This is a genomic window from Xanthomonas maliensis, from assembly GCF_009192945.1.
GTDB lineage: Bacteria > Pseudomonadota > Gammaproteobacteria > Xanthomonadales > Xanthomonadaceae > Xanthomonas > Xanthomonas maliensis.
The window spans coordinates 65,379-91,863 of the sequence record NZ_NSET01000032.1 but is presented as its reverse complement, the minus strand read 5'-3'; the positions used below and the strand labels follow the sequence as shown (position 1 = coordinate 91,863).

The window sequence follows — 26,485 nt, the reverse complement described above, 5'->3', positions numbered from 1 at the left end:
CGCGATGGTAGCGCCATCGCTGCCTGACGACCTCGACCGATGACACCCCCTCGACACCGCCCGTGCCATAACACGGGCGTTTTCGTTGTGGAGCACGCTACGTGAAACGCCCCTTATGAGTGCGTTGGAACCGGCACCGCCGTCGTCGGTCCGCACGTTGCGGCCCGTGTTCGTGATGGCCGCGACGGTGGTGTGCAGCTTCGCGCTATTGGTGGCGCTGTTTCCGCTCGACGCCGGCCATGTACTGCTGAAAGCGCAGACCTGGGCATCGCGTAACGTGGGCTGGTACTACCTGCTGGCGATGACGCTGTATCTGCTGTTCGTGGTGGGCGTGGCGCTGTCCAGCTACGGCAACGTCAAACTCGGCGCCGATCACGACGAGCCCGAATTCAGCTATCTCTCCTGGGCTGGCATGCTGTTCGCCGCCGGCATCAGCATCACCCTCTTCTTCTTCTGCGTTTCCGAACCGCTCACCCATTACCTGCAGCCGCCACAAGGCGACGGCGGCGCAAGCGCCGCATCCGCGCGCCAGGCGATGCAGCTGCTGTTCCTGCACTGGGGCCTGCACGGCTGGGGCGTGTTCGCACTGGCGGCGATGGCACTGGCGTACTTCGCTTTTCGCCACAATCTGCCGCTGGCGCTGCGCTCGGCGCTCTACCCGCTGATCGGCAAGCGCATCGACGGACCGATCGGCTATACCGTCGATGCGCTGGGCATCGTGGCCACCGTGTTCGGTATCGGCGCAGACATGGGCTTTGGCGTGCTGCATCTCAACGCCGGCCTGACCACGTTGTTCGACGTCCCGCATACGCACTGGGTCCAGGTCGCGCTGATCGTGGCGATGATGGGCGCGGCGATCGTGGTCGCCGTCTCCGGCGTGGAGAAGGGCGTGCGCTGGATGTCGGACATCAACATGCTGTTGGCGATCGCGCTGTTGCTGTTCATGCTGTTCGCAGGCCCCACCCAATCCTTGCTCAACACCTTGATGCAGAACCTGGGCGACTACCTGGGCAGCGTGGTGGGCAAGAGCTTCGACGTGTACGCCTATGGCAGTCGCCCCGACTGGCTCGGCAACTGGACAGTGTTCTACTGGGCCTGGTGGATCGGCTGGGCGCCCTTCGTGGGCTTGTTCATCGCGCGCATCTCGCGTGGCCGCACCCTGCGCGAATTCGTGCTGGGCGTGCTGCTGATCCCGCTCGGTTTCACCCTCGCCTGGCTGTCGATCTTCGGCAACAGCGCGCTGGAGCAGGTACTGCAGTACGGTCACCAGGACTGGGCGCAGCAGGCGGTCGATGCTCCCGAGACGGTGTTGTATGCCTTGCTGCAGACCTACCCGTGGAGCCGCGCCGTCATCACCGTGACGGTGTTGATCAGTTTCATCTTCTTCGTGACCTCGGCCGATTCCGGCACGGTGGTGCTGTCCACCCTGTCCTCGCACGGCGGCGAACCCCACGATGACGGACCGCGCTGGCTGCGGGTGTTCTGGGGCGTGCTCACCGCCATGGTCACGGCCGGCCTGCTGCTGGCCGGCAGCATGGACGCACTGAAGTCGGCGGTGGTGCTGGCCTCGCTGCCGTTCTCGGCGGTACTGCTGTTGATGGCCTGGGGCCTGTCGCGCGCCTTGAGCGAGGAGGCGCAGCGACGCCGCGCGCAATCCTACAGCCCCAGCCCATCGGTCGGGCAATCGCGCCACCATCGCGGCTGGCGCCAGCGCCTGGCCCAGACCGTGCACTTCCCGGTGCGCGACGAGGTCTATCGCTTCATGCACGACCAGGTGCGCCCTGCCATCGAGGCAGTGGTCACCCAGTTGCAGGGCAAAGGCTGGCAGGTCGATAGCCGCTTCGACGACGCCGACATGGAACTGAGCGTGGACCATGGGGAGCAACAGGGCTTCCGCTACCAGGTCGTGATGCGGGGCTATCGCACTCCCACCTTCGCCGCGCAGCGCCTGCGCAGCCAGCGCTATTACCGCGCCGAGGTGCATCTGTACGACGGCAGCCAGGACTACGACCTGGTGGGCTACAGCCGCGAACAGATCATCAACGACATCATCGATCAGTACGAGCGTCACCTGCAGTTCCTGCACCTCACCCGCTGAGTGCCCCTGCAGCGACTATCCCCCAGGAGGTTTGTCATGCCCCGTTTTCCCGACCAGTTGCTGTACATCGGCGGCCGCGCTGTCCCCGCCCGTGGCGGCCACACCTTCGAAGTGGTCAATCCCGCTACCGGTGAAGTGCTTGCCAATGTGCACAACGCCGGTGCCGACGATCTGGATGCAGCGGTCGACAGCGCCAGCAATGGGCAGCGCATCTGGGCGGCGATGACCAGCGTGGAACGCGCCCGCATCCTGCTACGGGCGGTGGCCTTGCTGCGCGAACGCAACGACGCCTTGGCCGAGCTGGAAACCCTCAACACCGGCAAGCCACTGAGCGAGACACGTAGCGTGGATGTGGTGACCGGGGCCGACGTGCTCGAGTACTACGCCGGCGTCGCGCAAGGCTTGCAGGGCATCCAGCAGCCATTGCGCGAAGGCAGCTTCTTCTACACCCGACATGAGCCCTTGGGCGTGGTCGGTGCGATCGGCGCCTGGAACTACCCGATCCAGATCGCACTGTGGAAGGCGGCGCCTGCGCTGGCGGCAGGCAATGCGATGATCTTCAAACCCAGCGAAGTGACGCCACTGACCGCGCTCAAGCTGGCCGAGCTGTTCACCGAGGCCGGGCTGCCCGATGGCGTATTCAACGTCCTGCCTGGCGACGGCGCCAGCATCGGTGGTGCGCTGACCGAACATCCGCAGATCGCCAAGATCAGCTTTACCGGCGGCACCGCCACCGGCCGCAAGGTCATGGCCAGCGCGTCCAGCTCTACGCTCAAGGACGTCACCATGGAACTGGGCGGCAAGTCGCCACTGATCGTCTGTGCCGATGCCGATCTCGACCTGGCTGCCGACATCGCGATGATGGCCAACTTCTACAGCAGCGGCCAGGTCTGCACCAATGGCACCCGGGTGTTCATTCCCCGCGCGCTGCGCACCGCCTTCGAGGCCCGACTGCTGGCGCGGGTGCAGCGCATCCATATCGGCGACCCGCTCGACGAGCGCACCAATTTCGGCCCGCTGGTCAGCGCCGCGCACATGCAGCGCGTGCTGGACTACATCGAACAAGGCAAGGCCGAGGGTGCACGGCTACTGTGCGGCGGCGAACGCCTGCGCGACGGTGCACTGGCGCAGGGCTGCTACGTGGCGCCGACGATTTTCAGCGATTGCACCGACGTGATGACCATCGTGCGCGAAGAGATCTTTGGTCCGGTGCTGAGCCTGCTGACCTACGACGACGAAGACGAAGCGGTGACCCGTGCCAATGCCACCACCTATGGGCTAGCCGCTGGCGTGGTCACCCCGGATCTGGCGCGCGCGCATCGGCTGATCCATCGGCTCGAAGCGGGCATCTGCTGGGTCAATACCTGGGGCGAATCGCCGGCTGCCATGCCGGTGGGCGGCTATAAGCAATCGGGTGTAGGCCGCGAGAACGGCCTGGCGACGCTGCTGGCCTATACGCAGACCAAGTCGGTGCAGATCGAACTGGAACGCTACGCCTCGGTGTTCTGAACCGGCATCGCATCAGGAGAATGGCATGCAACGCGAATACGACTACATCATCATCGGCGCCGGATCGGCCGGCAACACCCTGGCCGCACGGCTGACCGAGGATCCCGGCGTCACCGTGCTGTTGCTGGAGGCCGGCGGTCCCGACTACCGACTGGATTTCCGCACCCAGATGCCGGCCGCGCTGGCCTATCCGCTGCAGGGCCGGCGCTACAACTGGGCCTACGAGACCGAGCCGGAACCGCATATGGACAATCGCCGAATGGAATGCGGGCGCGGCAAGGGCCTGGGCGGTTCGTCGCTGATCAATGGCATGTGCTACATCCGCGGCAATGCGCTGGACTTCGACGGCTGGGCCAAGCGCCCGGGCCTGGAGGACTGGAGCTACCACGACGTGTTGCCGTATTTCCGCAAGGCCGAAACCCGCGACATCGGCGCCAACGATTATCACGGTGGCGATGGTCCAGTCAGCGTGGCGACACCGCGCAACGACAACAACGTGCTGTTCCATGCGATGGTGGAAGCTGGCGTGCAGGCCGGCTATCCGCGCACCGACGATCTCAATGGCTATCAGCAGGAAGGCTTCGGGCCGATGGATCGTACGGTGACGCCAAACGGCCGACGCGCTAGCACGGCACGCGGCTATCTCGACATGGCGCGCCCGCGCGACGGCCTGCACATCGTCACCCACGCCACGACCGATCGCATCCTGTTCGCCGGCAAGCGCGCGATCGGCGTGCATTATCTGGTGGGCAACAGCAGCCAGGGGATCGATGCGCATGCGCGGCGTGAGGTGCTGGTCTGTGCTGGCGCGATCGCCTCGCCGCAGCTGCTGCAGCGCTCCGGGGTCGGTGCGCCGGCACTGTTGCGCGCGCTCGACGTGTCCTTGGTGCACGACCTGCCGGGCGTCGGCCAGAACCTGCAGGATCACCTGGAGGTCTATATCCAGTACGCCTGCACCAAGCCGGTCTCGCTGTATCCGGCCCTGCAATGGTGGAACCAACCGGCGATCGGCGCGCAATGGCTGTTCGCCGGCAGCGGCATCGGCGCCAGCAACCAGTTCGAAGCCGGCGGCTTCATCCGTACCCGCGACGACTTCGAGTGGCCCAATATCCAGTACCACTTCCTCCCGGTCGCGATCAATTACAACGGCAGCAACGCGGTCAAGGAACACGGCTTCCAGGCGCACGTAGGTTCGATGCGCACCCCCAGCCGCGGTCGCGTCCATGCCAAGTCGAAGGATCCGCGCCAGCATCCGTCGATCCTGTTCAACTACCAGTCCACCGATCAGGATTGGCAGGAGTTCCGCGATGCGATCCGTATCACCCGCGACATCATCGCCCAACCCGCGCTGGACGCCTATCGCGGCCGCGAGATCAGTCCCAGCGCGGACTGCAAGACCGACGCGGAGCTGGACGCCTTCGTGCGTGCGCGCGCGGAAACGGCCTACCACCCGTCCTGCTCGTGCGCGATGGGCAACGACGACATGTCCGTCGTCGACGGCCAGGGCCGCGTACACGGCATGGAGGGCCTGCGGGTCATTGACGCATCGATCATGCCGCGCATCATCACCGGCAACCTCAATGCCACCACCATCATGATCGCCGAGAAGATCGCCGACAGGATCCGCGGGCGCACGCCACTGCCACGCAGCACTGCCGCCTATTACGTGGCCGGAGACGCCCCCGTCCGCCGCTGATGCCAGGCGCAGGCGCGGATCACGTCGCGTGCTTGCCGGGCAAGCACGCGACGTGCTGAGTGAGGACAGCCAGGCCGCCTTGCACGCGCGGTAGCGGCAGCGCGATGACAAGACCGCCGCAGCCCCCGGAAGCAACTGAGGGCCACGTCGCCCTCAACGACCACAGCCGGCCGCTGCCGCCGAGGGCGCGCAGCGACCGCTGCCTGCCGCGATCGACACTAGAACTTCAGATCGGCGCGGACATACCAGAAGCGACCACCCGGAATGTCGTAGGTGGATGCGTCGTAGCCGTTCAACGAACACGACAGACAGATCGGCGGATTCTTGTCGAAGACGTTGTTCACGCCGGCGGTGAGCTGCAAGCCCTTCATCCAGTCGAGGCGATAGCCCAGCTGGGCATCGTGATAAGTGATCGCATCCAGCCGATTGGTGCCCGCCACCGAATCGGAGCAGACCGCGAATTCGACCGCATCGCCGCACTGCTCGGTGAGCTTGGAGATGTGGCGCGCCGTCCACGAGGCCGTCCAATTGCCCAGCGACCAGCTCAACACTGCATTGCTGGTCCATTCCGGGATCGCGCTATCCACGACCTCCACGCCCGGCGCCTGTGGCTGCAGCTGTCCTGCGGCGCCCAAGGCCTGGTAACGGCCGACGAAGGTGTTCTGCCAGGCCAGTTTGAAACGCCCAAGCGCGGTTTCCGGCAGCGTCCAGAACAGATCCACGTCCCAGCCATCGGTCTTGATCGACCCCAGGTTGGTCAGGCGATTGTTGAAGGCATTGATGCCACCGGTCGAGGCGCGACCGATGCCTTGGCAATACAGCGAGTCGAGCGTGTCCACGCACAGATCGAGCTGGGTCTGTGCGTTGATCGCCTGGATCGCACCGTCGACATGGTGGCGATAGAACGTCACTTCCAGATCGAGGCGGTCCGACCAGCTGACGTTACTGCCGAAGCCAGGACTGAACACGAAGCCGGCACTGAAACTGCGCGAACGCTCCGGTTCCAGCCGCTCGTTGCCGCCAGTGGTCACCGAGATCTGCTGATTGGCCTGCTGGTAGCCGGCCGGTACGCCGAGCGCGGCACAGTTGGCCGCGCTGCCGCGTGGCGCAGTGCCCCCCAGTCCGATCGAGCACGGGTCGGACAGCTGCAGATCCGCACGCGCTGCCGAGCCGAACAGCTCGCCGATGGTCGGGGCGCGGAAGCCTTCCGCATAGCTGGTCCGCAGTACCAACTCATCGGTGACCTGCCAGCGCAGACCGTACTTGGGCGTGAACTCGCCACCGAACGTGGAATAGTCCGAATACCGGCCGGCGATGTTGAGGTCGAGTTTGTCGCCCAGCGCAGAGTTGGCGAAGATCGGGATATTGAGCTCCAGATACGCTTCGTTGACGTCGTAGCTGCCGGAGGTCGGCAGCGACGGGACACCGTTGTAGCGACCGGCCACCGTCAGCGGATCGGGCTGATAGGACCCTTCGTACTTGCGATACTCGTAGCCGGTGGCAAAGGACACTGCGCCGGCCGGTAGCTGGAACAGCTCGCTGCTGAGGTTGGCAGTGAACAGGCTCAGTTCGTTCTGGCTGCGGTCGTGCACCACGGGCTGGATCCAGCGCAGCATGTCCGGCGTGATGCTGCCGGCGCCACTGAAGATATCCAGCGGCACGCAACCGGCCACCGCCGCGCAGGCTGCCGGATCGCCCAGCGCCAGGTTGATGTTGTACAGGTTGTAGCTGCCGTAATTGGTCTGCTCGGCCTTGTTCTTGCTGTACATGCCGTTGACGTCCCAGAACCAGGTGCGCGACGCGCCCTGGAAGGTTCCGACCAATCCAGTGCCGAAGTACTGCGTATCCACGCGCTGCTCGTAGCGGCGTGGCCCGCCCTCCACCGGGCGGCGGCCGATCTGGATCAGATTGCTGGCCGAATCCAGGTCGAAGCCGAACGGGTTGTATGGATTACGGCCGGAGATGACGATGTTGTCGGCGAGCGGATTGCCGGTGCCGGCATCGGGGCCGAGAAAGATCGGCTCGGGCGCGGCCTGATTGGTCGACTCGCGGCGATTGCCCAGTGCCTTGACGTACCACTGCACGTCGTCGTTGAAGTAGTAACGGAACTGGCCGAATACCCCCTTGCGCTCGGACGGCGTCAGCAGCAGATTCTGCTCGGCGAAGTTGTAGCGGTCGGCGGTACCGAAGCAATGGTAGTCGTCGCTGCGCGTGCAACCGCCGCTGCCGTCGTAGCGCGGCGTTCCCACGCCGGCGTTGGGTGTGAGGTTCTGGCGGACGCCGGTGTTGGGATCGACGAACTGGAAACGCCCGTCGGGTGTTGCCGAGCTGCCGAAAGTCAGCCCCGTGCCCGGAATCGGAAAGCGCGCCTGCGCGCGATCGCGCGCATAGATCGGATCCTGCTTCACGTAGCTGGCGCCGACGAACAGGCTATAGCGATCGCTACTGGTGCCCCAGGCCAGATCGACGCCCTGATTGGTGCCATCGCCCTTGCCGTATTGCCCGTAGTTCAGCGTGACCTGCGCGCCATCGAAGCTGCGCCGGGTGATGATGTTGACCACACCGGCGATGGCGTCCGATCCGTACAGCGAGGACGCCCCGTCCTCGAGCACCTCGATGCGCTCGACGATCGCCAGCGGAATGGTGTTGAGATCGGTGGCCGATCCCACACCCGAGGCCGAGGATTCGTTGACCCAGCGGATGCCGTCCACCAGCACCAGCACGCGCTTGGCACCGAGATGCCGCAGGTCCACCTGCGCCGAACCGGCGCCGACGCCACTGCCATCGGGCGGGAAGCCGAAGTTGCCGGAGGAATTGAACTTGGCGTTGAGGGCCGAGCCGGAGGCGGTCAGTTCCTGCAGCACTTCGCCGATCGAGGTCAGGCCAGTGCGCTCGATGTCGGCGCGATTGAGGGTCTGGATCGGCACCTGACCTTGCAGCTCGGCGGTCTTGATGCGGGTTCCGGTGACCTGTACGCCATCGAGCGTGCGCGTCGGGGCGGTGGCGTCGGACGCCTGTGCCCACGCCAGAGTGGGACACAGGCACAGCGATAACTGCACGGCCAGGCGGGCCGGGCGAAGGGGGTTCAGCATCATCCGTTCTCTCTCCAGAAGGACTGCGAAGTGTCCGCACGCCCCCGTGCCCTGCGGTCCGCCCTGACTTTTAAACGAACCATTAACGTGTAGCAAGCGGCGCCGACGATAGTCGCTCCTCCTGCACGTGCGGCGACGTGAGGCACGCGCGCGCAATTGCGCCAACCCCCACACGTCGCACTGGCATTCACCCAGTCGCTCAGGGCGGCTTGGGTATCATCGCGGCATGACCGACTTACGCCGCCTTGCCGTTGTTTTCGCCGCCGTGCTGTCCCTGAGCTGCACCGCTGTGCAGGCCCAGAGCCTGGACCCGCAACTGAGCGCGATGCGCGATGCCATCGCTGCCGCCGAGCGCGGTCAGAGCGATCCCACCCAGCTGGCGGCCCTCAGCCGGCACCCGCTCTATGGCTGGCTCGAATACGCCACCCTCAAGCGCAACATCGACACGGTCTCCAACGCACAGGCGCAATCCTTTCTGCAGCGCTATGCCAACCAGCCGGTCGCCGAGACGTTCCGCGCCACCTGGCTCCCCGCCGTCGCTCGCCGCCAGGATTGGCCAACGCTGCTGGCCAACTGGAAAGCCACCGACAACCTGGGCCTGCGCTGCGCGCAACTGACCGCGCGCCAGAGCACCGGCCAGACGGATGCACAATGGAGCCGCGATGCGCTGACGTTGTGGCGCAGCGGCAAGGCGCTGCCGGATGCTTGCGATCCGGTGGTCGCCACGCTGGAATCGCGCGGCGAACTCACGCCTGCGCTGCGCTGGGAGCGGGTGGAGGCCGCAGCCGATGCCCAGCAGCCGACCGTGATGCGCACTGCAGCACGCGGACTGCCGGCCAACGACTTGGCCTTGGCCAGCGACTACGCGGCGTTTCTCGACAAGGTGCACCCGCGGGCGTTGAGCTGGCCGAAGACCGAGCGCAGCCGCAGGATCGCCGTCGATGGCCTGGCCAAGCTGGCCAAGAGCGACCCGGACGCGGCCGAACAGCAGCTGCCGGCGCTGGCCAGCGCGCTGGGCTTCAGCGATGCCCAACGCGGCCAGGTGCTCTACCAGATCGCCTTGTGGACGGTGGCCTCGTATCTGCCGGATTCGGCGCGCCGGCTCAATGCGGTGCCCGAAGCGTCCTATGACGAACGCCTGCACGAATGGCGCGCGCGCGAGGCGATGGCGCGCGGCGATTGGCCGGCGGCGTTGGCAGCGATCCGCAAGATGCCAGCCAGCCAACGCAACGATTCGCGGTGGCAATACTTCGAAGCGCGTCTGAGCGAGAAGACCGGCGCGACCGCCGCCGCGCAACCGCTGTACCGCGCCGCTGCGCAGTCGCCGACCTTCCACGGCTTCCTCGCCGCCGATCGGCTGCAGCAGCCGTATCGCCTCTGTCCCTGGGAGCCGAAGGACAGTCCGCAGGCCAAGGCGACGGTGGCGCGCGATCCGGCGCTGGTGCGGGCCATCGCCTTGTTCCAGATCGATCGCCCGGGCTGGGCGGTGGCCGAATGGAACGATGCCGCCAGCCGCTTCGACGACACCCAGCGCCGCCTGGCGGTGGAAGTGGCCGGCGACAACGGCTGGTTCGACCGTGCCGTGTTCGCACTCGGCAAGCAGCCCGACGAGCAGCGCCTGTATGCGCTGCGCTTCCCGCTGCACCACGATGCCAGCATTCGCCGTGAAGCGGCCAAGAACGCCATCGATCCGGCCTGGGTGGCGGCGGAGATCCGTGCCGAGAGCATCTTCAATCCGCGCGCGCGCTCGCCCGCCAATGCCATGGGATTGATGCAGGTATTACCGGGTACCGGGTCCTCGGTGGCCAAGGGCATCGCCCTGCCCGGCTACGCTGGCGCGGCCAGCCTCTACGACCCGGACACCAATATCGCCATCGGCACGGCCTACCTGCGGCAGTTGCTCAACACCTATGGCCTGCCCTATCTGACCATCGCCGCCTACAACGCCGGCCCCGGCCCGACTGGACGCTGGCAGAGCCAACGCCCGGGTTTCGATCCGGACTTCTGGATCGAGACGATCAGCTACAAGGAAACCCGCGACTACGTCGCGCGCGTGTTGGCTTTCAGCGTGATCTACGACTGGAGGCTCAACGGCGACATGCTGCCGCTGAGCGATCGCCTGATGGGCAAGCTGGTGGACAAGCGCACGCGGCCGGTCTGCACGCCGGGCCCGAGCACGGCTGCATCCTCCAGCGACCCGCAATGAAGCGCGGCGGCGATCACGCCGCCGCCCGCGATTACGGCATCATGTCGGCATGAAGATCTATCTTGTCGGCGGCGCCGTCCGCGATGCGTTGCTGGGCGTGCCCGCCGGAGACCGCGACTGGGTGGTGGTGGGTGCCGACCAGGCGCAAATGGAAGCGCAAGGATTCAAACCGGTCGGGAAGGATTTCCCAGTGTTCCTGCATCCGCAGACCGGTGAGGAATACGCTCTGGCGCGGACCGAGCGCAAGTCCGGGCGTGGCTACCGCGGCTTCGTGGTGGACGCCGATCCCTCGGTCACGCTGGAACAGGACCTGCAACGTCGCGACTTCACCATCAACGCCATCGCCCGCGACGAAGAAAGCGGCGACGTGATCGATCCGTATGGCGGTGCGCGTGATCTGCAGCAGCGCGTGCTGCGGCACGTTGGCCCGGCCTTCGTCGAAGATCCCCTGCGGGTCCTGCGTGCGGCGCGTTTCATGGCGCGGCTGGCACCGCTGGGCTTCCAACTCGCGCCGGAGACCGCGGCATTGATGCGCGAGATCAGCGCCAGCGGCGAACTGGATGCGCTGGTGCCGGAGCGGGTCTGGCAGGAGCTGCGGCGGGCGCTCGCCAGCGCGCAGCCTTCGGCCTTCCTGCGCACCTTGCATACCACCGATGCGCTGCGCGTCGTCCTGCCCGAACTCGATGCGCTCTACGGCGTGCCGCAGCGCGCCGAGTTCCATCCGGAAGTGGATACCGGCATTCACCAGGAGCTGGTCAGCGACATGGCCGCGCGCCTGGCGCCGGGCGATGCGCTGGTGGGCTTCGCCGCGCTCACCCACGACCTGGGCAAGGCACTGACGCCACCGGAGGAATGGCCGCGCCACATCATGCACGAGCAACGCGGGGTGGCACCGCTACAGGCACTGTGCGAGCGGCTCAAATTACCCCAGGACTATCGTCAGTTGGCCATCACCGCCTGCCGCGAGCATTTGAATGTGCACCGCCTGAGCGAACTGCGCGACCGCACCGTGCACGAACTGCTGCTGCGCTGCGACGCCTTCCGGCGCCCCGAGCGCATCGCCCAACTGGCCCTGGTCTGCGAAGCGGACAAGCGCGGCCGACTCGGCAGCGAAGAAGCACCGTATCCACAGGCCGCCCTGCTCAAGCGCCTGCACGCCGCAGCCCTGTCCATCAATGCGCGCGACCTGGCGGCCGAAGGCCTGCAAGGCCCGCAGATCGGCGAGGCCTTGGCCAAGGCACGCATCGCGGCCATTGCCGCAGCGCGCTGCGATGACGGCCGGCAGGCCGCCGACAACACCGCCTAGCCGGACGACCGGGCCGGACACGACGGGCGCAAACCGACACGTTGCGCCCGTCCGCCGTGGGATCGTGCCGGCTACAACTTGAAGTTGAGGCTGAGCATCACGGCGCGTCCGTTCTTGTACAGGTAGTACGGCTGGTTCTTGTTGCCGATATAGCTGTAGTAGGTCTCGTCCAGCAAGTTGCTGGCCTCCAATGCCACCCGCAAGCGCTCGGTCGCCTGGTAGCCCACCGAGGCATCCACCTGGGTGAAGGCATCGGTCATCTGCTGGCCGTTGAGCCGGCCGATCTGGGTGAAGTACTCCGAGCGCCAGCCCACGCTCATGCGCGCACTCCATTTGCCGCGCTCGTAATACGGGCTGATGTTGTAGGCGTTGCGCGAGTTGTACGGCAGGCTGTAGTCGCCGTCGGTATTGGCATCGGAATAGGTGTAATTGGCCACCACGCCGAAGCCGTTGCCGAAGTTGTGCTGCAGGTTGACCGCCACGCCTCGTACCTTCGCAGTGCCGGCGTTGGTCGGCACTGAGGTCTGATAGGTACTGGAGCCGCCGGTGGCGTTGTTGAAGAACACGCGGTCCTGCACGGTGGTGAGGATGTAGTTGGAAATGTCGCGCGAGAAGAATTCGCCGCTCAACAGGCTGCTGTCGTTGAAATACCACTCCAGCGAGGCGCCCAGGTTGGTGGACTCGTAGGGACGCAGGCCCGGATTGCCGGTGGATGCGGTCAGCGTGGTGTCGTCGGTGGCCACGTACGGGGTCATGTTGGTATAGCGCGGACGGGCAATCACCTTGGAGGCGGCCAGGCGCAGCAGCAGGTCCTCACGCAGGTCGTAGGTGACGTTGAACGCTGGCAGCCACTTGCCATAGCTGCTGAGGAAATTCACCGGCGTATAGCCGCCACCGGGCGCGTAGCTATAGCCATCGGTAGAGTCGCGGCTGTGTACATACCGCACGCCGACATTGCCCCGATAGCGCTCACCGGAGAAGTTGGCCTGCAGGTACCAGGCGCGGTTCTGCTCTTGGATGCTGTAATTGCCCGCATAGCTGATCGGCAGGCCATCATCGCCCTCCAGGCCATCGATATAGCGACCGATCGCGCCACGACCGATGGTGGCCCAGCGCTGCATGTCGGCGCTGGTCGACAGTCCGTCCAGATAGCCGGACGGCGTCAGCCCGGGCGAGAACGCCGCCAGGGTGATGGGGGCGTTCGGCGCCCAGGTGCGGCTGTACGACGATTGCCCGGTGGCGTGATTGGTCAGCTTGATGCCGGTCAGCAATTGGGTGAACGGCCCCCACTCCACGGCATGGTCGAAGTCCAACTGCAGATAGCGCTCCTTGTCGTATTGCGGACTATGGCTGGCCGACGCGTTGTTGAGCTGCATCGCGGAGGCATCGGTCGGGTCGGTGCTGTAATCCATCGCGGTATGGCGGCCGTCGATGCCGTAGCTGTAGCCGGCCAGATTGCGGAACTGGATGCCGTAGATGCGCTCGGCGCCCCCTTGCGAGCTGGTGTAACCCACCTGGCTGGACGCATTCCAGCCATCGCCGTGCCAATCGGCACGCAGCTGGATACTGCCGGTATTGACTTCGCTATTGCGCAGATAGCCGTCGAGGAAGGTGCTGGACTGATCGCCGAAGGTGCCGGATGTCGCTACGCCATTCTCGAAGCCCAATGCCCGCGCATCGCCGGGATTGGAGCCCCAGTAGCCATAACGACTCTGGTTGTAGTTGTCGAAGCTCTCGGTGACGTACAGGCCGGTCAGGTTGAGCTCGAAGTCGGCATCGGGCTTCCATTGCAGCGCGGCGCTGATGCCATCGCGCTTTCGGGTCTGCTGGAACAGCGCGGTGTTGATCGAGGTCGGGAACACGCCGGTGTTGCTGCCGACGACCTCGGGCGGGAAAGCGGCGTCAGCAACCTTGTCGTAGCCGAAGATCTCCACGCCGTCGCGGCGCAGCACGCGCTGGGACCGCATCACCGACGTCAGGACGCCCAGGGTTTCGTCCTGGTTCTTCCAGCTGTACAGCAGCGAAGCGTTCGGCTTGCCCTCTTCGGAACGATCGTTGTAACCGTAGCTCACCGTACCGGTCAGGGCATTGCGCTCCAGGTCCAGCGGCTTGCGGGTATGCACGATGACGGTGCCGCCGATCGAGCCTTCGTCGATGCGCGCTTCCGGCGTCTTGTACACCTCCATCAAGCCGACCACTTCCGGTGCCAGCGTGCTGTAGTTGAAGGAGCGACTGTCCGGATCGTTGGGGTCGCCGCCCCAACTGGTGGACGCGATGGTCTGGCCATTGAGCAGCACGCGATTGAGTGCCGGATCGGTACCGAGAATGCTGACCTTCTCGCCTTCGCCGAACTGCCGATCCACCGTGATCCCGGAGACGCGCGACAGCGATTCGGCGACGTTGGTATCGGGAAACTTGCCGATATCCTCGGCGCTGATCGCATCGACGATGGCATCTGCATTGCGCTTGACGTTGAGCGCCTTGCCCAGGCTGGCCTGGTAACCCACCACCTTGACTTCGTCCAGGGTGGACACCGAAGGATCGGCTGGCGCCGAGGCGGGTGCAGATTGCGCCTGTGCCGACGCGGGCGCTGCCTGTTGCTGCGCAGATGCCGGCAGCGCCATCGTGCCGGTCGCCGCTGCGCTGGCGATCAGCAAGGCGCGAACGGCCACGCTCAATGCCGCAGGTTGGACGGCTTGCCCACGCGCCGCATCGCGTGAAAGGCGCCACCCTTGCCTCCGGCCAAACGAACCGGGGCCGGAGGCGCGCGGCCCCTGGGCGATAGACGACGCAGCGTAGGGAGAAGCATGCGCCTCGTCCGGCTGCATGCGGCGCGTATGGGAAAGCTCGGAAGACAACGGAAAAACGCAGGGAAACATCATTGCATTGACCTCGTGGCTGGTACGTCAGGTCGCAACCTTCGGGTTGCACTGGAGCGCGCAATGCGCGCGAAGCCACGATCCGTCCCCTGTGCCGGATCGCCGCCAGCGATCGGTGCGCCTTCGCAGCGCAAGGATCGAAACGCCAGTCGATGCGAATCGGCCAGCGGTGAAGCAATGAGACGGGAGACACTCCCATTCGCTGATAACGTTATCAGCGAAGATGCCTTCCGCCATTGGCACTGTCAACCTGCCGCCGCCCGCGGCCACAGTCATTCGAGATGCGCTGCCCGCTTGGCCACGACGAGGGCAGACCATGCAGCGACCACGTCGAGACGCCCACCACCACGCCGATCCGCCCATCTCCCCGCCAGTTCAGTCGCCTGACCGCGCCCGTGATGCCGGACATGGCCTGCGCATGCAGGATTGCTCGAAAAAAGAAAGCAGGCGACCAGGTCCAGCGCATCCATCAACGGCGTCATGCGCCCGGTGACGGCAGCTGGCGAACCGTCAGCAATGGTCCTGGGATCGTGCCGATGCCGGTAGTGGTGACGTGGCAGGTGGATCTCCCAGCGGCTCGCGTGCACAGGGTGTCGATCGAGCCGATGCAGCTGGATGTCCGATCGAGACCCGCGCCATCGACGCAAGCGACAGACCATCCGGCGTGCAGATGATGTCGGGGGTCAGCAAGAGCGCCTGGACCGGCATCGTGGAATGAAGATCACCCGCGTTGCAGCCAAGCAACCGCACGGCTTGACCATCCACGCAACGTGCGCCCAAGCGCGATCGAGGCCCCGGCAATGCCAGCCGGGGCGACCAGTGCACGCGCCCGCCCACGCGCGATCAGCACAAGCCTGCTGCGTTGCCTGACTTTCTACAATGCGGCAGCAACGAATGACACAGCAGGTCACAAGCTGACGCAGCGCATGCCCGGCGGCGTCGCACCGACTGCCCCCGCTGCGACAAAAAACAGTCGCAGCCGCCTGTCACCACCATCGCGTACGCGAATCGAAGGCGATGGACGACAAAAATTTGGCGCGCAGAACCATTGAACGCTCGGCGGCGGGCGCAACGCGCACTGAAAATTGGCAGACCTCTGCTGGCATATATTTTGCTTTTTTCGATCGTTCAATCCACACGATAACCGCGCCCGGGATCTTCATGACCGTCAGGAAATTCCCGCTCGCGGTCTGTGTGTACCTGACATGCGCTACGGTGTTGCCGAAGGGACATGCCGCCACATCAAGCCCCGGTGCGTCGTCTGCCGATCGGCTTGCAGAGATCGGTCGTTACCGCGACCAAGCGCACTGGGTCGATGCACTCGCCGCAATCGAGCGAGCCCAGTCAGAGCATCCCGACGACGCCCTGCTGTACAAGCTGCAGACGCTGACGCTCAGCGACATCGGCAATGCCTGGCTAGCCTGGCAGTTGTGCAAGGCGCGTCCTGAGCTGTTTGACCAGGACCAGAAGGCGCACCTGGAATCCAACTATCTGGCCAAGCTGGTGAACTGGAGTCTGGCCTATGGCGAAAGCGAAGACACCCGTCTGACCGAGGCCGAAGACGCACTTGCGCAGATGGAGCAGTACGTGCAACGCGAGGTGCGCCCACCGGCGCAGGTACCACTGCGCATCCGCTTTGATCGCCTGATTCTACTCAACCGTCTGGGCCGACATTCGCAGGTGCGCGACGAAGCCAACGCTCTGCAACGGGAAGGCCATCCGCTCCCCGACTATGTGCTGCCAGCGGTGAGCGATTCGACGATGGGGACCCGGCACCCGGCCGAAGCGATCCCACTGCTGGAACGCATTCTAAAAAGCGACCCGGGACGTTCCCAGTCGCGTTCGCAGCTTGTCTATGCCTACCTGGAGACCGAACAGGCGGAAAAAGCCATCGACTACCTGCAATCCTGGAAAAAAGACGAGCCTGCGTGGCGCTGGGGCGGTGGCAAGAGCCCGTATGCCAACTGGGGCCGTTACGAAGCCGATCTGAACATGGCAATGATCCACGCCTATAGCGGCGATCTGCCCACCGCGCAGCGGACGCTGGAAGGCTTGCTGGCGGTTGGCCCCGGCAACGGCGGTCTGCAGACCGCACTGGGCAGTGTCTATCAGATGCGTGGTTGGCCACGCCGGGCACTGGAACGCCATCAGATGGCCTACACGCTGGACCCACGCGATGTATCGCCGCGCGTCGGCATGTACGAGTCCTACATGCGGTTGCAACGCGACGACCTGGCACGCCCCCTGCACGACAGCCTGCTTGCCCGGTATCCCAACCAGCCTTCCGTGCTGCACATGGATCGCGACTGGCGTGCCCACGGCGGCTGGCAATTCCAGGCCACCGCCGAAGGCAGTCAGAGTTCGAGCAGTGGCGGCAACTCGCCACTGGGCAATCACGATGAGCACTACAGCATGGAAGCGGACTCGCCGATCCTGGACGATCGCTGGCGTCTATTCGCGTCCACCGATCGGCGCTCGGTTACGTTCCAGAACCGCTACATCGATCCCTTATGGCTGAGTGGCGGCGTGCGCTATCGCTTCGGTCGTAGCGATGCGGAAGCCGCCATCGCGCATCCCAGCGACAACATCGGGCAGACCGGCCTGCGCGCCAATCTGGGCTGGCAATTCAGCGATCAATGGCATGCACGCGTGGCCGCCGCACGCAACGACCCAGACGCGTCGATGCAGGCGCGCAGCTCCGGCATCACTGCCGACAGTATGGCGGTGGCCCTGGACTACACCCGAGACGAACGCATGCACTGGCGACTGGCCGGTAGCCAGTTCCGCTACGACGACGGCAACCGCCGCGACACGATCAGCAGCGCCATCGAGCAGCGGCTCTTGAGCCAACCGCGCCTGCTCATCGATGGCCTGGGCAGCGTCTACGCCAGCCGTGGCAGTCGCGACGATGCGCCCTATTTCAATCCGCCGCATGATCGCTCGATCGAGCTCGGCCTGCGCCTCAATCAGCAGCTATGGCGTCACTACGAACGCAGCTTCCGCCATCGCCTGACCGTCTCGATGGGAAACTACTGGCAGCAGCGCTACGGCAGCTCCCTGATCCCCAGCGTGGCCTACCGCCACGAATGGCAGCTCGGTCAGGGGCGGACATTTGAATACGGTGCCAGTTGGGCGCGCCCGGTCTATGACGGTCGGCGCGAGCGCCGTCTGGGCATCGATGCGGCAATGCATTGGGGAGAGTGAGGTGGACGGAATGTTTCGCAGGCTGATGCGTCTGCTCGTACTGGGCCTGCTGATAGCGGCCCTGCCCGCGCAGGCCAAGTCGCCGGTCGACCCGGATGCCGTCGACAACGGCCTGCTGGTCTTGAGTTACCACGACATCCGCGACGATGTGCGCGAAAAATCCGATGCCGATGCGTATGCGGTGAGCACGCAGAACTTCGCCGCGCACCTGGACTGGCTATCGGCGCACGACTACCACCCGATCTCGCTCTCGCAACTGATCAAGGCCTCGCGGGGCGAGGCCGCGCTACCGCCGCGAGCGGTGCTGCTCACCTTTGACGACGGCCTGCGCAGCATGTACACCCGCGTCTACCCACTCCTGCGCGCATATCACTATCCGGCGCTGGTGGCGGTGATTACCGACTATGTGGACATGGCGCCTGATCGCACCATCGACTACGGCTACCGGCCGTTTGGCCACGACGATTTCCTCACCTGGGACCAGTTACGCGAGATGCAGGCCAGCGGCCTGATCGAAGTGGCCAGCCATACCGACAACCTGCATCACGGCGTGCAGTCCAATCCCTATGGCAACCAGGCCCCGGCGGTCAATACCCGCATCTACGACCCCAAGACACAGCGATACGAGGATGTCGGGCAGTACGCCGAGCGCCTGCGCAAGGACCTCGGCCGCAGCGTGCAACGCATCGAGCATGAGCTGGGCGTGCGCCCACGGGCGATCGTCTGGCCATATGCCGCCTACAACCAGATGAGCAACGACATCGCCGAACAACTGGGCATGCCGGTCTCTTTCGATCTGGAGGGCCGCAGCACGCCGGTCACTGGCGACCTGCACGGTCTGGCGCGCCTGCTGGTCACCAACAATCCGACCGTGACAGGGCTGGCGTTCGAACTGCGTCGCAACCCTGCACTGGATGGAACACGTGCACTGCAGATCGACCTCGATGCGCTCTACGACAGCGATCCGGCGCAGCAGGCCCGCAACCTGGACACGCTGATCGACCGGGTCAAACGCATCGGCCCGACCCACGTCTATCTGCAGGCCTTCGCCGATCCGGATGGCCGGAATACCGCCAGCGCGCTGTACTTCCCCAACCGGCACATGCCGATGCGCGAAGATCTATTCAATCGCGTCGCCTGGCAGTTGAAGACCCGTGCCGGGGTGAAGGTCTACGCCTGGCTGCCGGTGCTGGGCTATGAACTGCCCGACCCGACGCAGCGTGAGGCGCTGCGCATCCACAGTCCCGAACGCGACGGCATGTATCGCCTGGATTTCACCAATCCGCAGGCACGGCAGATCATCAAGGACATCTACGAAGACCTGGCCATCAACTCGTACATGGAGGGCATTCTGTTCCATGACGATGGCTATCTGCGCGATACCGAATTGCCGCAGTTGCCGCCGGAAGGCCGCGACGGTCTCCGCACCCAGGCACTGATCGACTTCACCATGGAGCTGCGCGCCAGCGCGCAGCGCTGGCGCCCGAAGCTGGGCACGGTACGCAATCTCTACGCGCAACCGGTCCTGCAACCGCAGAGCGCGGCCTGGTTCGCGCAACGCTTGGATCTGTTCAACCGGGCCTATGACCGTACCGCCCTGATGGCCATGCCATGGATGGAAGGCAGCAAAGATCCGGAGCACTGGCTGGACACGCTGGTCGCGGCGGTCCGCACGCAAGACCCCGAACTGAAGCACACCCTGTTCGAATTGCAGACGGTAGATTGGCGCACCCATACGCCGATCAGCGGCGCCCAGCTGATCGCACAGATCCATCGCCTGCAGTCGCAGGGCGTGCGCCATTTTGCCTGGTATCCGGATGACTTCATCGCTGGCAGGCCATCGACGGAGGATGCACGCGCGGCGATGTCCGCCCGCAACTTCCCATACCCGGACAAGTGACATGGACACGTCGCCCTGGGTCTATTGGCTGTTCCAGTTTGCCTTCTTCTATCCGATCATGATGGCGTTCTTCTGGATCTCCGGGGGCTTGTACTACTTCTTCCGACGCGAGCGGAACGCGCGACCACGCAACAACCCACCCGCGCTCGGCCAGTACCCGTTCGCCAGTTTGCTGATTCCCTGCCATAACGAATCGGACAATCTGGACGAGACCATCGGTAGCGCTCTGTCCCAGCGCTATCCGGACTTCGAGGTGATCGCCATCAACGATGGCAGCCGCGACGACACTGGCGCGCGCCTGGATGTACTGGCGGCGCAGCATCCGCGTCTGCGCGTGATCCATCTGGACCGCAATCTCGGCAAGGCCAACGCCTTGCGCATGGGTGCGCTGGCCGCGCGCTCGGAGTACCTGATCTGCATCGATGGCGATGCGATGCTGGAAGAGTTCGCCATGCACTGGATGATCTGGCATCTGTCCAGCGGCCCACGGGTGGGCGCGGTCACCGGCAATCCACGCATCCGCAACCGCTCGACCCTGCTGGGCCGGCTGCAGGTGGCCGAGTTCTCGTCCATCATCGGCATGATCAAGCGCGCCCAACGCGTCTATGGCCGTATTTTCACCGTGTCTGGCGTGATCGCCGGTTTCCGCCGCACCGCGCTGCACCGCATCGGCTATTGGGCCGACGATATGATGACCGAAGACATCGACATCAGTTGGCGGCTGCAACTGGACCACTGGGACATCCGTTACGAGCCCAATGCGCTGTGTTTCATCCTGATGCCGGAAACCCTCAAGGGACTGTGGCGGCAGCGGCTGCGCTGGGCACAGGGCGGCGTGGAGGTGCTACTACGCCATGGCCCTTCTCTGTTCAGTTGGCGCAAGAGACGCATGTGGGGCGTGCTGCTGGAGTACATCACGAGCGTGCTGTGGGCTTACAGCATCGTGTTGATCGCGGTCTTGTGGGCGCCCAGGCAGTTCATTGCGCTGCTGACAACGGGGCACATCCAGGCACTGCTCCCAGAATGGCATGCGGCCGCCATGGTGCTGGTCTGCCTGTTGCAGTTCGCCAGCAGCCTGGTCATCGATCGCCGCTACGAAAAGGGGATTGGCCGCAACTACTTCTGGGTGATCTGGTACCCGATCGCCTACTGGTTGCTCAGCCTCTGCACGACCGTGGTCGCCTTGCCCAAAACCTTGCTCAAGCGCCGTGGCAAGCGCGCCATCTGGGTCAGCCCGGACCGGGGAATCCGATGAAGGCCCACCCTACCGATGCGACGGCATCGTCAGCGGAGCGCTTCAATTCGCGCCTGATCCGGAGCCCGCATCAGCAGCCGCTTCTGCACCGTATCGCCTGGAGCATGCTGACACTGGCCGGTTGGGGCATCTATCTTTCTTTGTGGGCACCGCTGGTGTCCATGCTGCGGGAACTGTCGAGCGGGCGGCAGAGCTGGGCATACGTCCACGGACACGACCTCTCTCTGGACCCGTTCATGGTCGTCGCGCTACCGGCCTTGCTGATCTGCTGTCCGGCGCTGCTGATCGGATGGGCCGAATACAACCGTCACCGCTTCAGCGGCGAGGAGCGCCGTAGCGCGCTGAAGAATGTAGAGCGCAGCGAGATCGCCCATTCGCTCGGCGCGAGTCAGGCGCTGGCCGAGCAACTGGCCGCAGCCAAGGCGGTGACTCTGCATATGGACGAACATGCACGACCGGTAGGCATGACCCTACAGGCGCTGCAGCTGCCACACGACACCGACACCCCGCCCGTCATGCCGACTTAGGAGCGAACGAACCGAGGTTCCCCGCGACGCCCGCCATCAGGACGTCTGCCGTGACCGACCGTGGTGGCTGCTGACACCACGCGACACCAGCTGGCGCGCTGATGGATCGGCGCCGCATTCGCCGCATGCCACGCGCCGGTCAAGCGTTCCAGATCGCCGCAGGTGTCGTGATCCAACCCCCGCAGCATCCGGACGCGGCGGCCATCGGTCAGCCCACGCGCTCGCCCGCGCCCGCGTCACGCTGTCCAGCGATCCAGGTGCCCAACACGTTGACCCCGGCATCCACCAGCACCAGGTCGGCCTGATATCCCGGTGCGATCCGTCCCAAGCGCTCGCCCAGGCCGATGCATTGCGCCGGATACGTGGACGCCATCCGCGCGGCCTCGGCCAAGTCCACCCCCAACCAGCGCACGCTGTTGCGCACCGCACTGGCCATGTCCAGCGCTGAGCCCGCCAACGCACCGTCGGCGTTGCGGACCACGCCGTCGACGGCGGTGATGGTCTCGCCGTACAGATCGAAGCTGGGGCTGTCGGCGCCCACCATCGGCATCGCATCGGTCACCAGCAGCAGCTTGCCGCGTGGCTTGGCCGCCAGCGCCACGCGCAGACTGGCCGGATGCACGTGCACGCCATCGACGATGACGCCGCACCACACCTGCGGATCCTCCAGCGCGGCGCCCACCACGTTGGGGTCGCGCCCGGCCAGTTGCGACATCGCGTTGTACAGATGGGTGAACCCGCGGATGCCAGCATCGATGCCGGCACGCGCCTGCCCGTAACTGGCCGCGGTATGCCCGGCGAACACGATGGCGCCGCCGGCGACGAAGGCGCGGATGCTCTCGACAGGCACGCATTCGGGCGCCAGGGTGATCAAGGTAACGCCGGTATCCAGTGACGTATCGACTGCGATCTCCTGCGCATCCGGCACGCGGAACTTCTGCGCGTCGTGAGTGCCCTTGCGGGCCGCGCTCAGATACGGGCCTTCCAGATGGATGCCGAGCACGCCAGGCACACCCTGGGCGATCGCCGCGCGAGTGGCAGCGATGGCGTCGGCCATCACCTCGGCGGTGTCGCTGATCAGCGTCGGCAACAGACCGGTGGTGCCGTAGCGACGATGCGCGGCGGCGATGGTCGCCAGTGCCTGCGGATCGCGTGCGTTGTTGAACAACACGCCGCCACCGCCATTGACCTGGATATCGATGAAACCGGGCAGCAGGATGTCGCCGCCCAGGTCCACCTGCGTGGCCGCCTGCGCGACGCGCGCGTCGGCGGCGGCGACAATGGCCTGGATGCGCGCACCCTCCAGCAGCACCACCAGCCCCTCTTGCAGGCCGTCATCGGTGAGAACGCGCGCATTGCACAACGCTTGGGTCGCGGACACCTGCATACTCACACGGTTTCCGTGACTTTGTTCAAATGCGGCGGCAGATCCGGATTGTGGCCGCGCTGCAGCGCCAGCGCGTTGATTGCGCGGTAGAAGCTCTGCACGGTCAGCAAGGGGGCGCACGCTGGATGGCTGGCCTGGACCAGAGGCAGATCGCCATCGGGTGCCGCCAACCATACCTGCGCGCCGCGGCCACGGAATTCGTCGACCAACGCGCGGATACCGGTTCCGGTTTCGTCGGGCTGGGCGAATGCCAGCACCGGGAAGCCTGGCCCCACCAGCGCCATCGGACCGTGCTTGACCTCGGCCGAGCTATACGCCTCGGCGTGCAGGCCGCAGGTTTCCTTGAACTTGAGCGCCGCTTCCTGCGCGCCGGCCAGGCCCAGACCACGCCCCAGCACGAACAGGTTGTGCGCAGGCACCAGACCGGCCGTCAGCGACGACCAGTCGGCCTGCCAGGCCGCGCGTAACTGCTGCGGCAGCTGCGCGACCGCCGCCAGCAGCTCAGGATCGTTCTTCCATACCGCCACCAGCTGCAGGATCGCCGACAGCGAGGCCAGGTAGCTCTTGGTCGCCGCCACGCTGGTTTCCGGGCCGGCTCCCAGCGGCAGCACCACCTCGGCCAACTGCGCCAGCGGCGAGTCCTCCACATTGACCAGCGCGACCACGCGCGCGCCAGCCGCCTTGGCCGCTTCGGCATTGCGCAGCAGGTCCGGACTCTTGCCCGATTGCGAGATCACCAGGTACAGCGCACCACGCAACTGCAACGGCGCTGCATACACCGAGCCCACGGAAGGCGATGCCGAGGCGGTGACGAGGCCGAGCTGGGTTTCGAACAGGTATTTGGCATACGTCGCCGCGTGGTCGGAGCTACCGCGCGCGCAGGTCACCGCGAAGGGCGGTGGTGCCTGCCGCAGCGACTGCGCCAGGGCGGCGATGGTGTCGGCGTTGCGGGCCATTTGCGCAGCAACGACGTCGGCAGTCTGGGCTGCCTCGCGGAACATCAGGGTTTCGGTTTCCTGGGGGAGGCTCATCGGAACTCAGGCGGGATCGGAGGGAAGAGAGGCAGTTGCCGGCGTCTGCGCCGGCGCGGTGGAGCCACGCACGACCAGTTGCGGCACGAAGCCGCGGTTCTGCAGTTGTGCGGGCTGGTCGTCGTAGGCATCGCTGCGCAACTGCGCGATCAACAGCCGCGCAGCGTGGCGGGCGATGTCTTCGGTGGCTTGTTTGGCAGTGGTCAGCGGCGGCCAGGACTGGCGCGAGAACGGACTGTCCTCGAAGCCGGCAATGGACAACTGATACGGCACGTTCATGCCGGTGGATTTGGCGGCCGCCAGCACGCCGGCAGCGATCTCGTCGTTGCTGCCGAAGATCGCGGTAGGCGGCTCGCGCAGCGACAACAGCCGCCGCGCGCCGCGGAAGCCGTCGTCGAAGGTGTAGTCGCCCGGGATCACCAGATGCTTGTCCAGGGTGATGCCGTAGTCCTTCAGGGCTGCCTCGTACCCGGCATAGCGCTCGCCGCTGGAGCGATGCTGCGGGCCGCCCCACAGAAAGCCGATGCGCTGGTGACCGAGCTGGATCAGGTGTTCGGTGATTTCGTAGGCGGCGTCGCGGTCGTCGATGTAGACGCAGGGGCCATCGCCCGGATCGTCGGTGGCGGCGATGATGCGCACGCACTTGATGCCGCGTGCCGCCAGCCCGGCGAGCAATTGCGGACGCTCGGACATCGGCGCGGTCAGCACCACCCCGGCCAGGCGCGAGCGCTGCACCCATTCGGCCAGTTCCTCGGCCAGCAATGGCGAGGTGGAATCGCAGGGATGGATCTGCAGGCCGAAGCCGGTTTCGCGACAGGCGGCCAGCACGCCGTTCTGAATGCCGATGATGTGATACGGGTTGGGATTGTCGTACACCAACCCGATCACGAACGGCGTGCCGCTGCGCAGGTTGCGCGCGGACGGATCCGGCTCGTAATCCAATTCGGCAATCGCACGCAGCACGCGCGCGCGCGTGGCCTGCATCACCGACGGCTCGTTGTTGATGACGCGCGAGACGGTCTTCAACGACACCTTGGCACGTTCGGCAACGTCCTTGATGGTGGGTCTGCGCATGCTCTGGCCTGGCTGGTCGAGGGACGTCATCGTGCCCGGCTCATGCCGCGCGAGCCGACAGGCCCACCCGATGGCCATGCAGCGAGTAGAACAGGATGTACAGGTAGCAAGGCACCATCAGCCCGGCGAACACCAGCTGGAAATCGTGATGTTGCTTGAGGATGGCGAACAGCTGCGGAATCAGGGCGCCACCGGCGATGCCCATGATCAGCAAGGCCGAGCCGATTTCGGTGTAGCGGCCGAGGCCGCGGATGGCCAGCGGGAAGATCGCCGGCCACATCATCGCATTGGCGAAGCCGAGGGCGGCAACGAAGCCCACCGACACGTAGCCCTGGGTGAAGAACGCACCTAACGAGAACAGCACGCCCAGCACCGCCGACACGCTCAGATAGCGCGCCTGCGAAATGAAGCGCGGGATCAGCACCAGGCCGGCCAGGTAGCCGAGCAGCATCGCGCCCAAGGTGTAGGAAGTGAACAACTTGGCGCGATCCAGCGGCAGATTGAAACCATGGCCGTAGGTGCCGATGGCATCGCCGGCCATCACTTCCACGCCGACATAGACGAACAGGCACAACACGCCCAACCACAGATGCGGGAACTGGAAGATGCTGGCGCGTTCGCCAGCGCCGCTGCTGGACGGCGCGGCATTGACCTCGGAGGCCTTCAGTTCCGGCAGCGGCGAGAACAGCACCGCCACCGACAGCAGCAGCAGGATGCCGGACATGGTCAAGTACGGGCCGTGGATCTTGGCGGCGAACGCGGTGAGCAATTGCTCCTTGGTGGCCGGATCGGCAGCGGCGACCTGGGTGGACAGATCGCCGATGCCATGCAGCACCAGCGAGCCGATCACGATCGGCGCCAGGATCCCCGCCACCTTGTTGCAGATCCCCATCACCGCGATGCGCTGGGCTGCGCTCTCGATCGGCCCAAGAATGCTGATGTAGGGATTGACCGCGGTCTGCTGCAAGGCCAGGCCACTACCGATCACGAACAAGCCGGCCAGCGCGCCCGGATACCAGCGCTGGGTGGCGAACTGGCCGAACGCCGCGGCGCCCAGCGCCATCACCACCAGGCTCAAGGCCAGCCCCTTCTTCATGCCGGTACGACGCAGGATCCACGACGACGGCAAGGCCAGGAAGAAGTACGACAGGTAGAACACCATCAGCACCAGGAAGGCGTTGACCTCGTTGAGGTCGAAGGCCAGGCGGACGAAGGTGATCAACGGCCCGTTGACCCAGGTCAGAAAGCCGATGATGAAGAACAGCACGCCGACGATGGCAATCGAGACGATGGGACTTGCGGGCCTGGCGGTGGTCATGGA

The 26,485-nt window shown here is 65.4% G+C and carries 17 protein-coding genes; 9 read left to right on the top strand and 8 right to left on the bottom strand.

Features of this window, described 5'->3' with window-relative positions; genetic code table 11:
• The first annotated feature begins 115 nt into the window (after positions 1–115).
• From betT to betA, 3 genes are read left to right on the top strand one after another with little or no spacing between them, the layout of a single operon-like run.
• A complete protein-coding gene (betT, locus tag CKY51_RS10700) occupies positions 116–2,098 on the top strand; it encodes a choline BCCT transporter BetT (RefSeq protein ID WP_152249204.1) in 1,983 nt (660 codons plus the stop codon).
• 36 nt (positions 2,099–2,134) lie between these two features.
• The gene (gene betB / locus CKY51_RS10695) at positions 2,135–3,607 is read left to right on the top strand and encodes a betaine-aldehyde dehydrogenase (protein ID WP_022971625.1); all 1,473 of its coding nucleotides are present in this window, start codon (positions 2,135–2,137) and stop codon (positions 3,605–3,607) included.
• A gap of 25 nt (positions 3,608–3,632) precedes the next feature.
• On the top strand, positions 3,633–5,303 hold the full coding sequence (gene betA / locus CKY51_RS10690) for a choline dehydrogenase (RefSeq protein ID WP_022971626.1): 1,671 nt from the start codon (positions 3,633–3,635) through the stop codon (positions 5,301–5,303).
• Between the two features lie 218 nt (positions 5,304–5,521).
• On the opposite strand, the gene CKY51_RS10685 is transcribed toward betA, so the two are convergent.
• Positions 5,522–8,395, bottom strand: a complete 2,874-nt coding sequence (locus CKY51_RS10685; RefSeq protein WP_244952530.1) for a TonB-dependent receptor — start codon at positions 8,393–8,395, stop codon at positions 5,522–5,524.
• Positions 8,396–8,621: 226 nt separating this feature from the next.
• On the opposite strand from CKY51_RS10685, the gene CKY51_RS10680 reads away from it, so the two are divergent.
• Complete coding sequence (locus CKY51_RS10680; RefSeq protein WP_152249202.1) at positions 8,622–10,601, top strand: transglycosylase SLT domain-containing protein; 1,980 nt, start codon at positions 8,622–8,624, stop codon at positions 10,599–10,601.
• A gap of 49 nt (positions 10,602–10,650) precedes the next feature.
• Complete coding sequence (locus CKY51_RS10675) at positions 10,651–11,907, top strand: multifunctional CCA addition/repair protein (protein ID WP_022971631.1); 1,257 nt, start codon at positions 10,651–10,653, stop codon at positions 11,905–11,907.
• A gap of 71 nt (positions 11,908–11,978) precedes the next feature.
• On the opposite strand, the gene CKY51_RS10670 is transcribed toward CKY51_RS10675, so the two are convergent.
• The 3 genes from CKY51_RS10670 to CKY51_RS22455 all read right to left on the bottom strand — a co-directional run bounded on the left by CKY51_RS10670 (position 11,979) and on the right by CKY51_RS22455 (position 15,949).
• Positions 11,979–14,531, bottom strand: a complete 2,553-nt coding sequence (locus tag CKY51_RS10670) for a TonB-dependent receptor (protein WP_152249214.1) — start codon at positions 14,529–14,531, stop codon at positions 11,979–11,981.
• A 527-nt stretch (positions 14,532–15,058) separates the two neighbouring features.
• The gene (locus CKY51_RS10665; protein ID WP_152249201.1) at positions 15,059–15,268 is read right to left on the bottom strand and encodes a hypothetical protein; all 210 of its coding nucleotides are present in this window, start codon (positions 15,266–15,268) and stop codon (positions 15,059–15,061) included.
• Between the two features lie 504 nt (positions 15,269–15,772).
• The gene (locus CKY51_RS22455; protein WP_170292313.1) at positions 15,773–15,949 is read right to left on the bottom strand and encodes a hypothetical protein; all 177 of its coding nucleotides are present in this window, start codon (positions 15,947–15,949) and stop codon (positions 15,773–15,775) included.
• Between CKY51_RS22455 and pgaA the strand changes: the two genes are divergently transcribed.
• The 4 genes from pgaA to pgaD are packed head-to-tail and all read left to right on the top strand — an operon-like array spanning position 15,948 to position 21,672.
• A complete protein-coding gene (gene pgaA, locus CKY51_RS10660; RefSeq protein WP_152249200.1) occupies positions 15,948–17,990 on the top strand; it encodes a poly-beta-1,6 N-acetyl-D-glucosamine export porin PgaA in 2,043 nt (680 codons plus the stop codon). The two genes, CKY51_RS22455 and pgaA, sit on opposite strands and share 2 nt — an antisense overlap.
• Positions 17,991–18,000: 10 nt before the next feature.
• Complete coding sequence (gene pgaB, locus CKY51_RS10655) at positions 18,001–19,890, top strand: poly-beta-1,6-N-acetyl-D-glucosamine N-deacetylase PgaB (RefSeq protein WP_152249199.1); 1,890 nt, start codon at positions 18,001–18,003, stop codon at positions 19,888–19,890.
• 1 nt (position 19,891) lies between these two features.
• On the top strand, positions 19,892–21,145 hold the full coding sequence (gene pgaC, locus CKY51_RS10650) for a poly-beta-1,6-N-acetyl-D-glucosamine synthase (RefSeq protein WP_152249198.1): 1,254 nt from the start codon (positions 19,892–19,894) through the stop codon (positions 21,143–21,145).
• Positions 21,142–21,672: a poly-beta-1,6-N-acetyl-D-glucosamine biosynthesis protein PgaD gene (gene pgaD, locus CKY51_RS10645; protein WP_052172234.1), complete on the top strand. Its 531-nt coding sequence runs from the start codon at positions 21,142–21,144 to the stop codon at positions 21,670–21,672. Before pgaC ends, pgaD begins: the two co-directional genes overlap by 4 nt.
• Positions 21,673–21,880: 208 nt before the next feature.
• Here pgaD and nagA read toward each other — a convergent pair whose 3' ends face one another.
• Genes nagA through CKY51_RS10625 form a run of 4 tightly spaced genes read right to left on the bottom strand, consistent with a single transcriptional unit; the run spans position 21,881 to position 26,482 of the window.
• Entirely contained in the window at positions 21,881–23,059 is a 1,179-nt protein-coding gene (nagA, locus tag CKY51_RS10640; protein ID WP_022971637.1) for an N-acetylglucosamine-6-phosphate deacetylase, read from the bottom strand.
• Positions 23,060–23,061: 2 nt separating this feature from the next.
• Positions 23,062–24,090 (bottom strand): SIS domain-containing protein, encoded by a 1,029-nt coding sequence (locus tag CKY51_RS10635; protein ID WP_022971638.1) that lies wholly within the window; start codon positions 24,088–24,090, stop codon positions 23,062–23,064.
• Between the two features lie 6 nt (positions 24,091–24,096).
• A complete protein-coding gene (locus CKY51_RS10630) occupies positions 24,097–25,164 on the bottom strand; it encodes a LacI family DNA-binding transcriptional regulator (RefSeq protein ID WP_022971639.1) in 1,068 nt (355 codons plus the stop codon).
• A 40-nt stretch (positions 25,165–25,204) separates the two neighbouring features.
• Positions 25,205–26,482: a sugar MFS transporter gene (locus CKY51_RS10625; RefSeq protein ID WP_022971640.1), complete on the bottom strand. Its 1,278-nt coding sequence runs from the start codon at positions 26,480–26,482 to the stop codon at positions 25,205–25,207.
• Positions 26,483–26,485 lie beyond the last annotated feature (3 nt).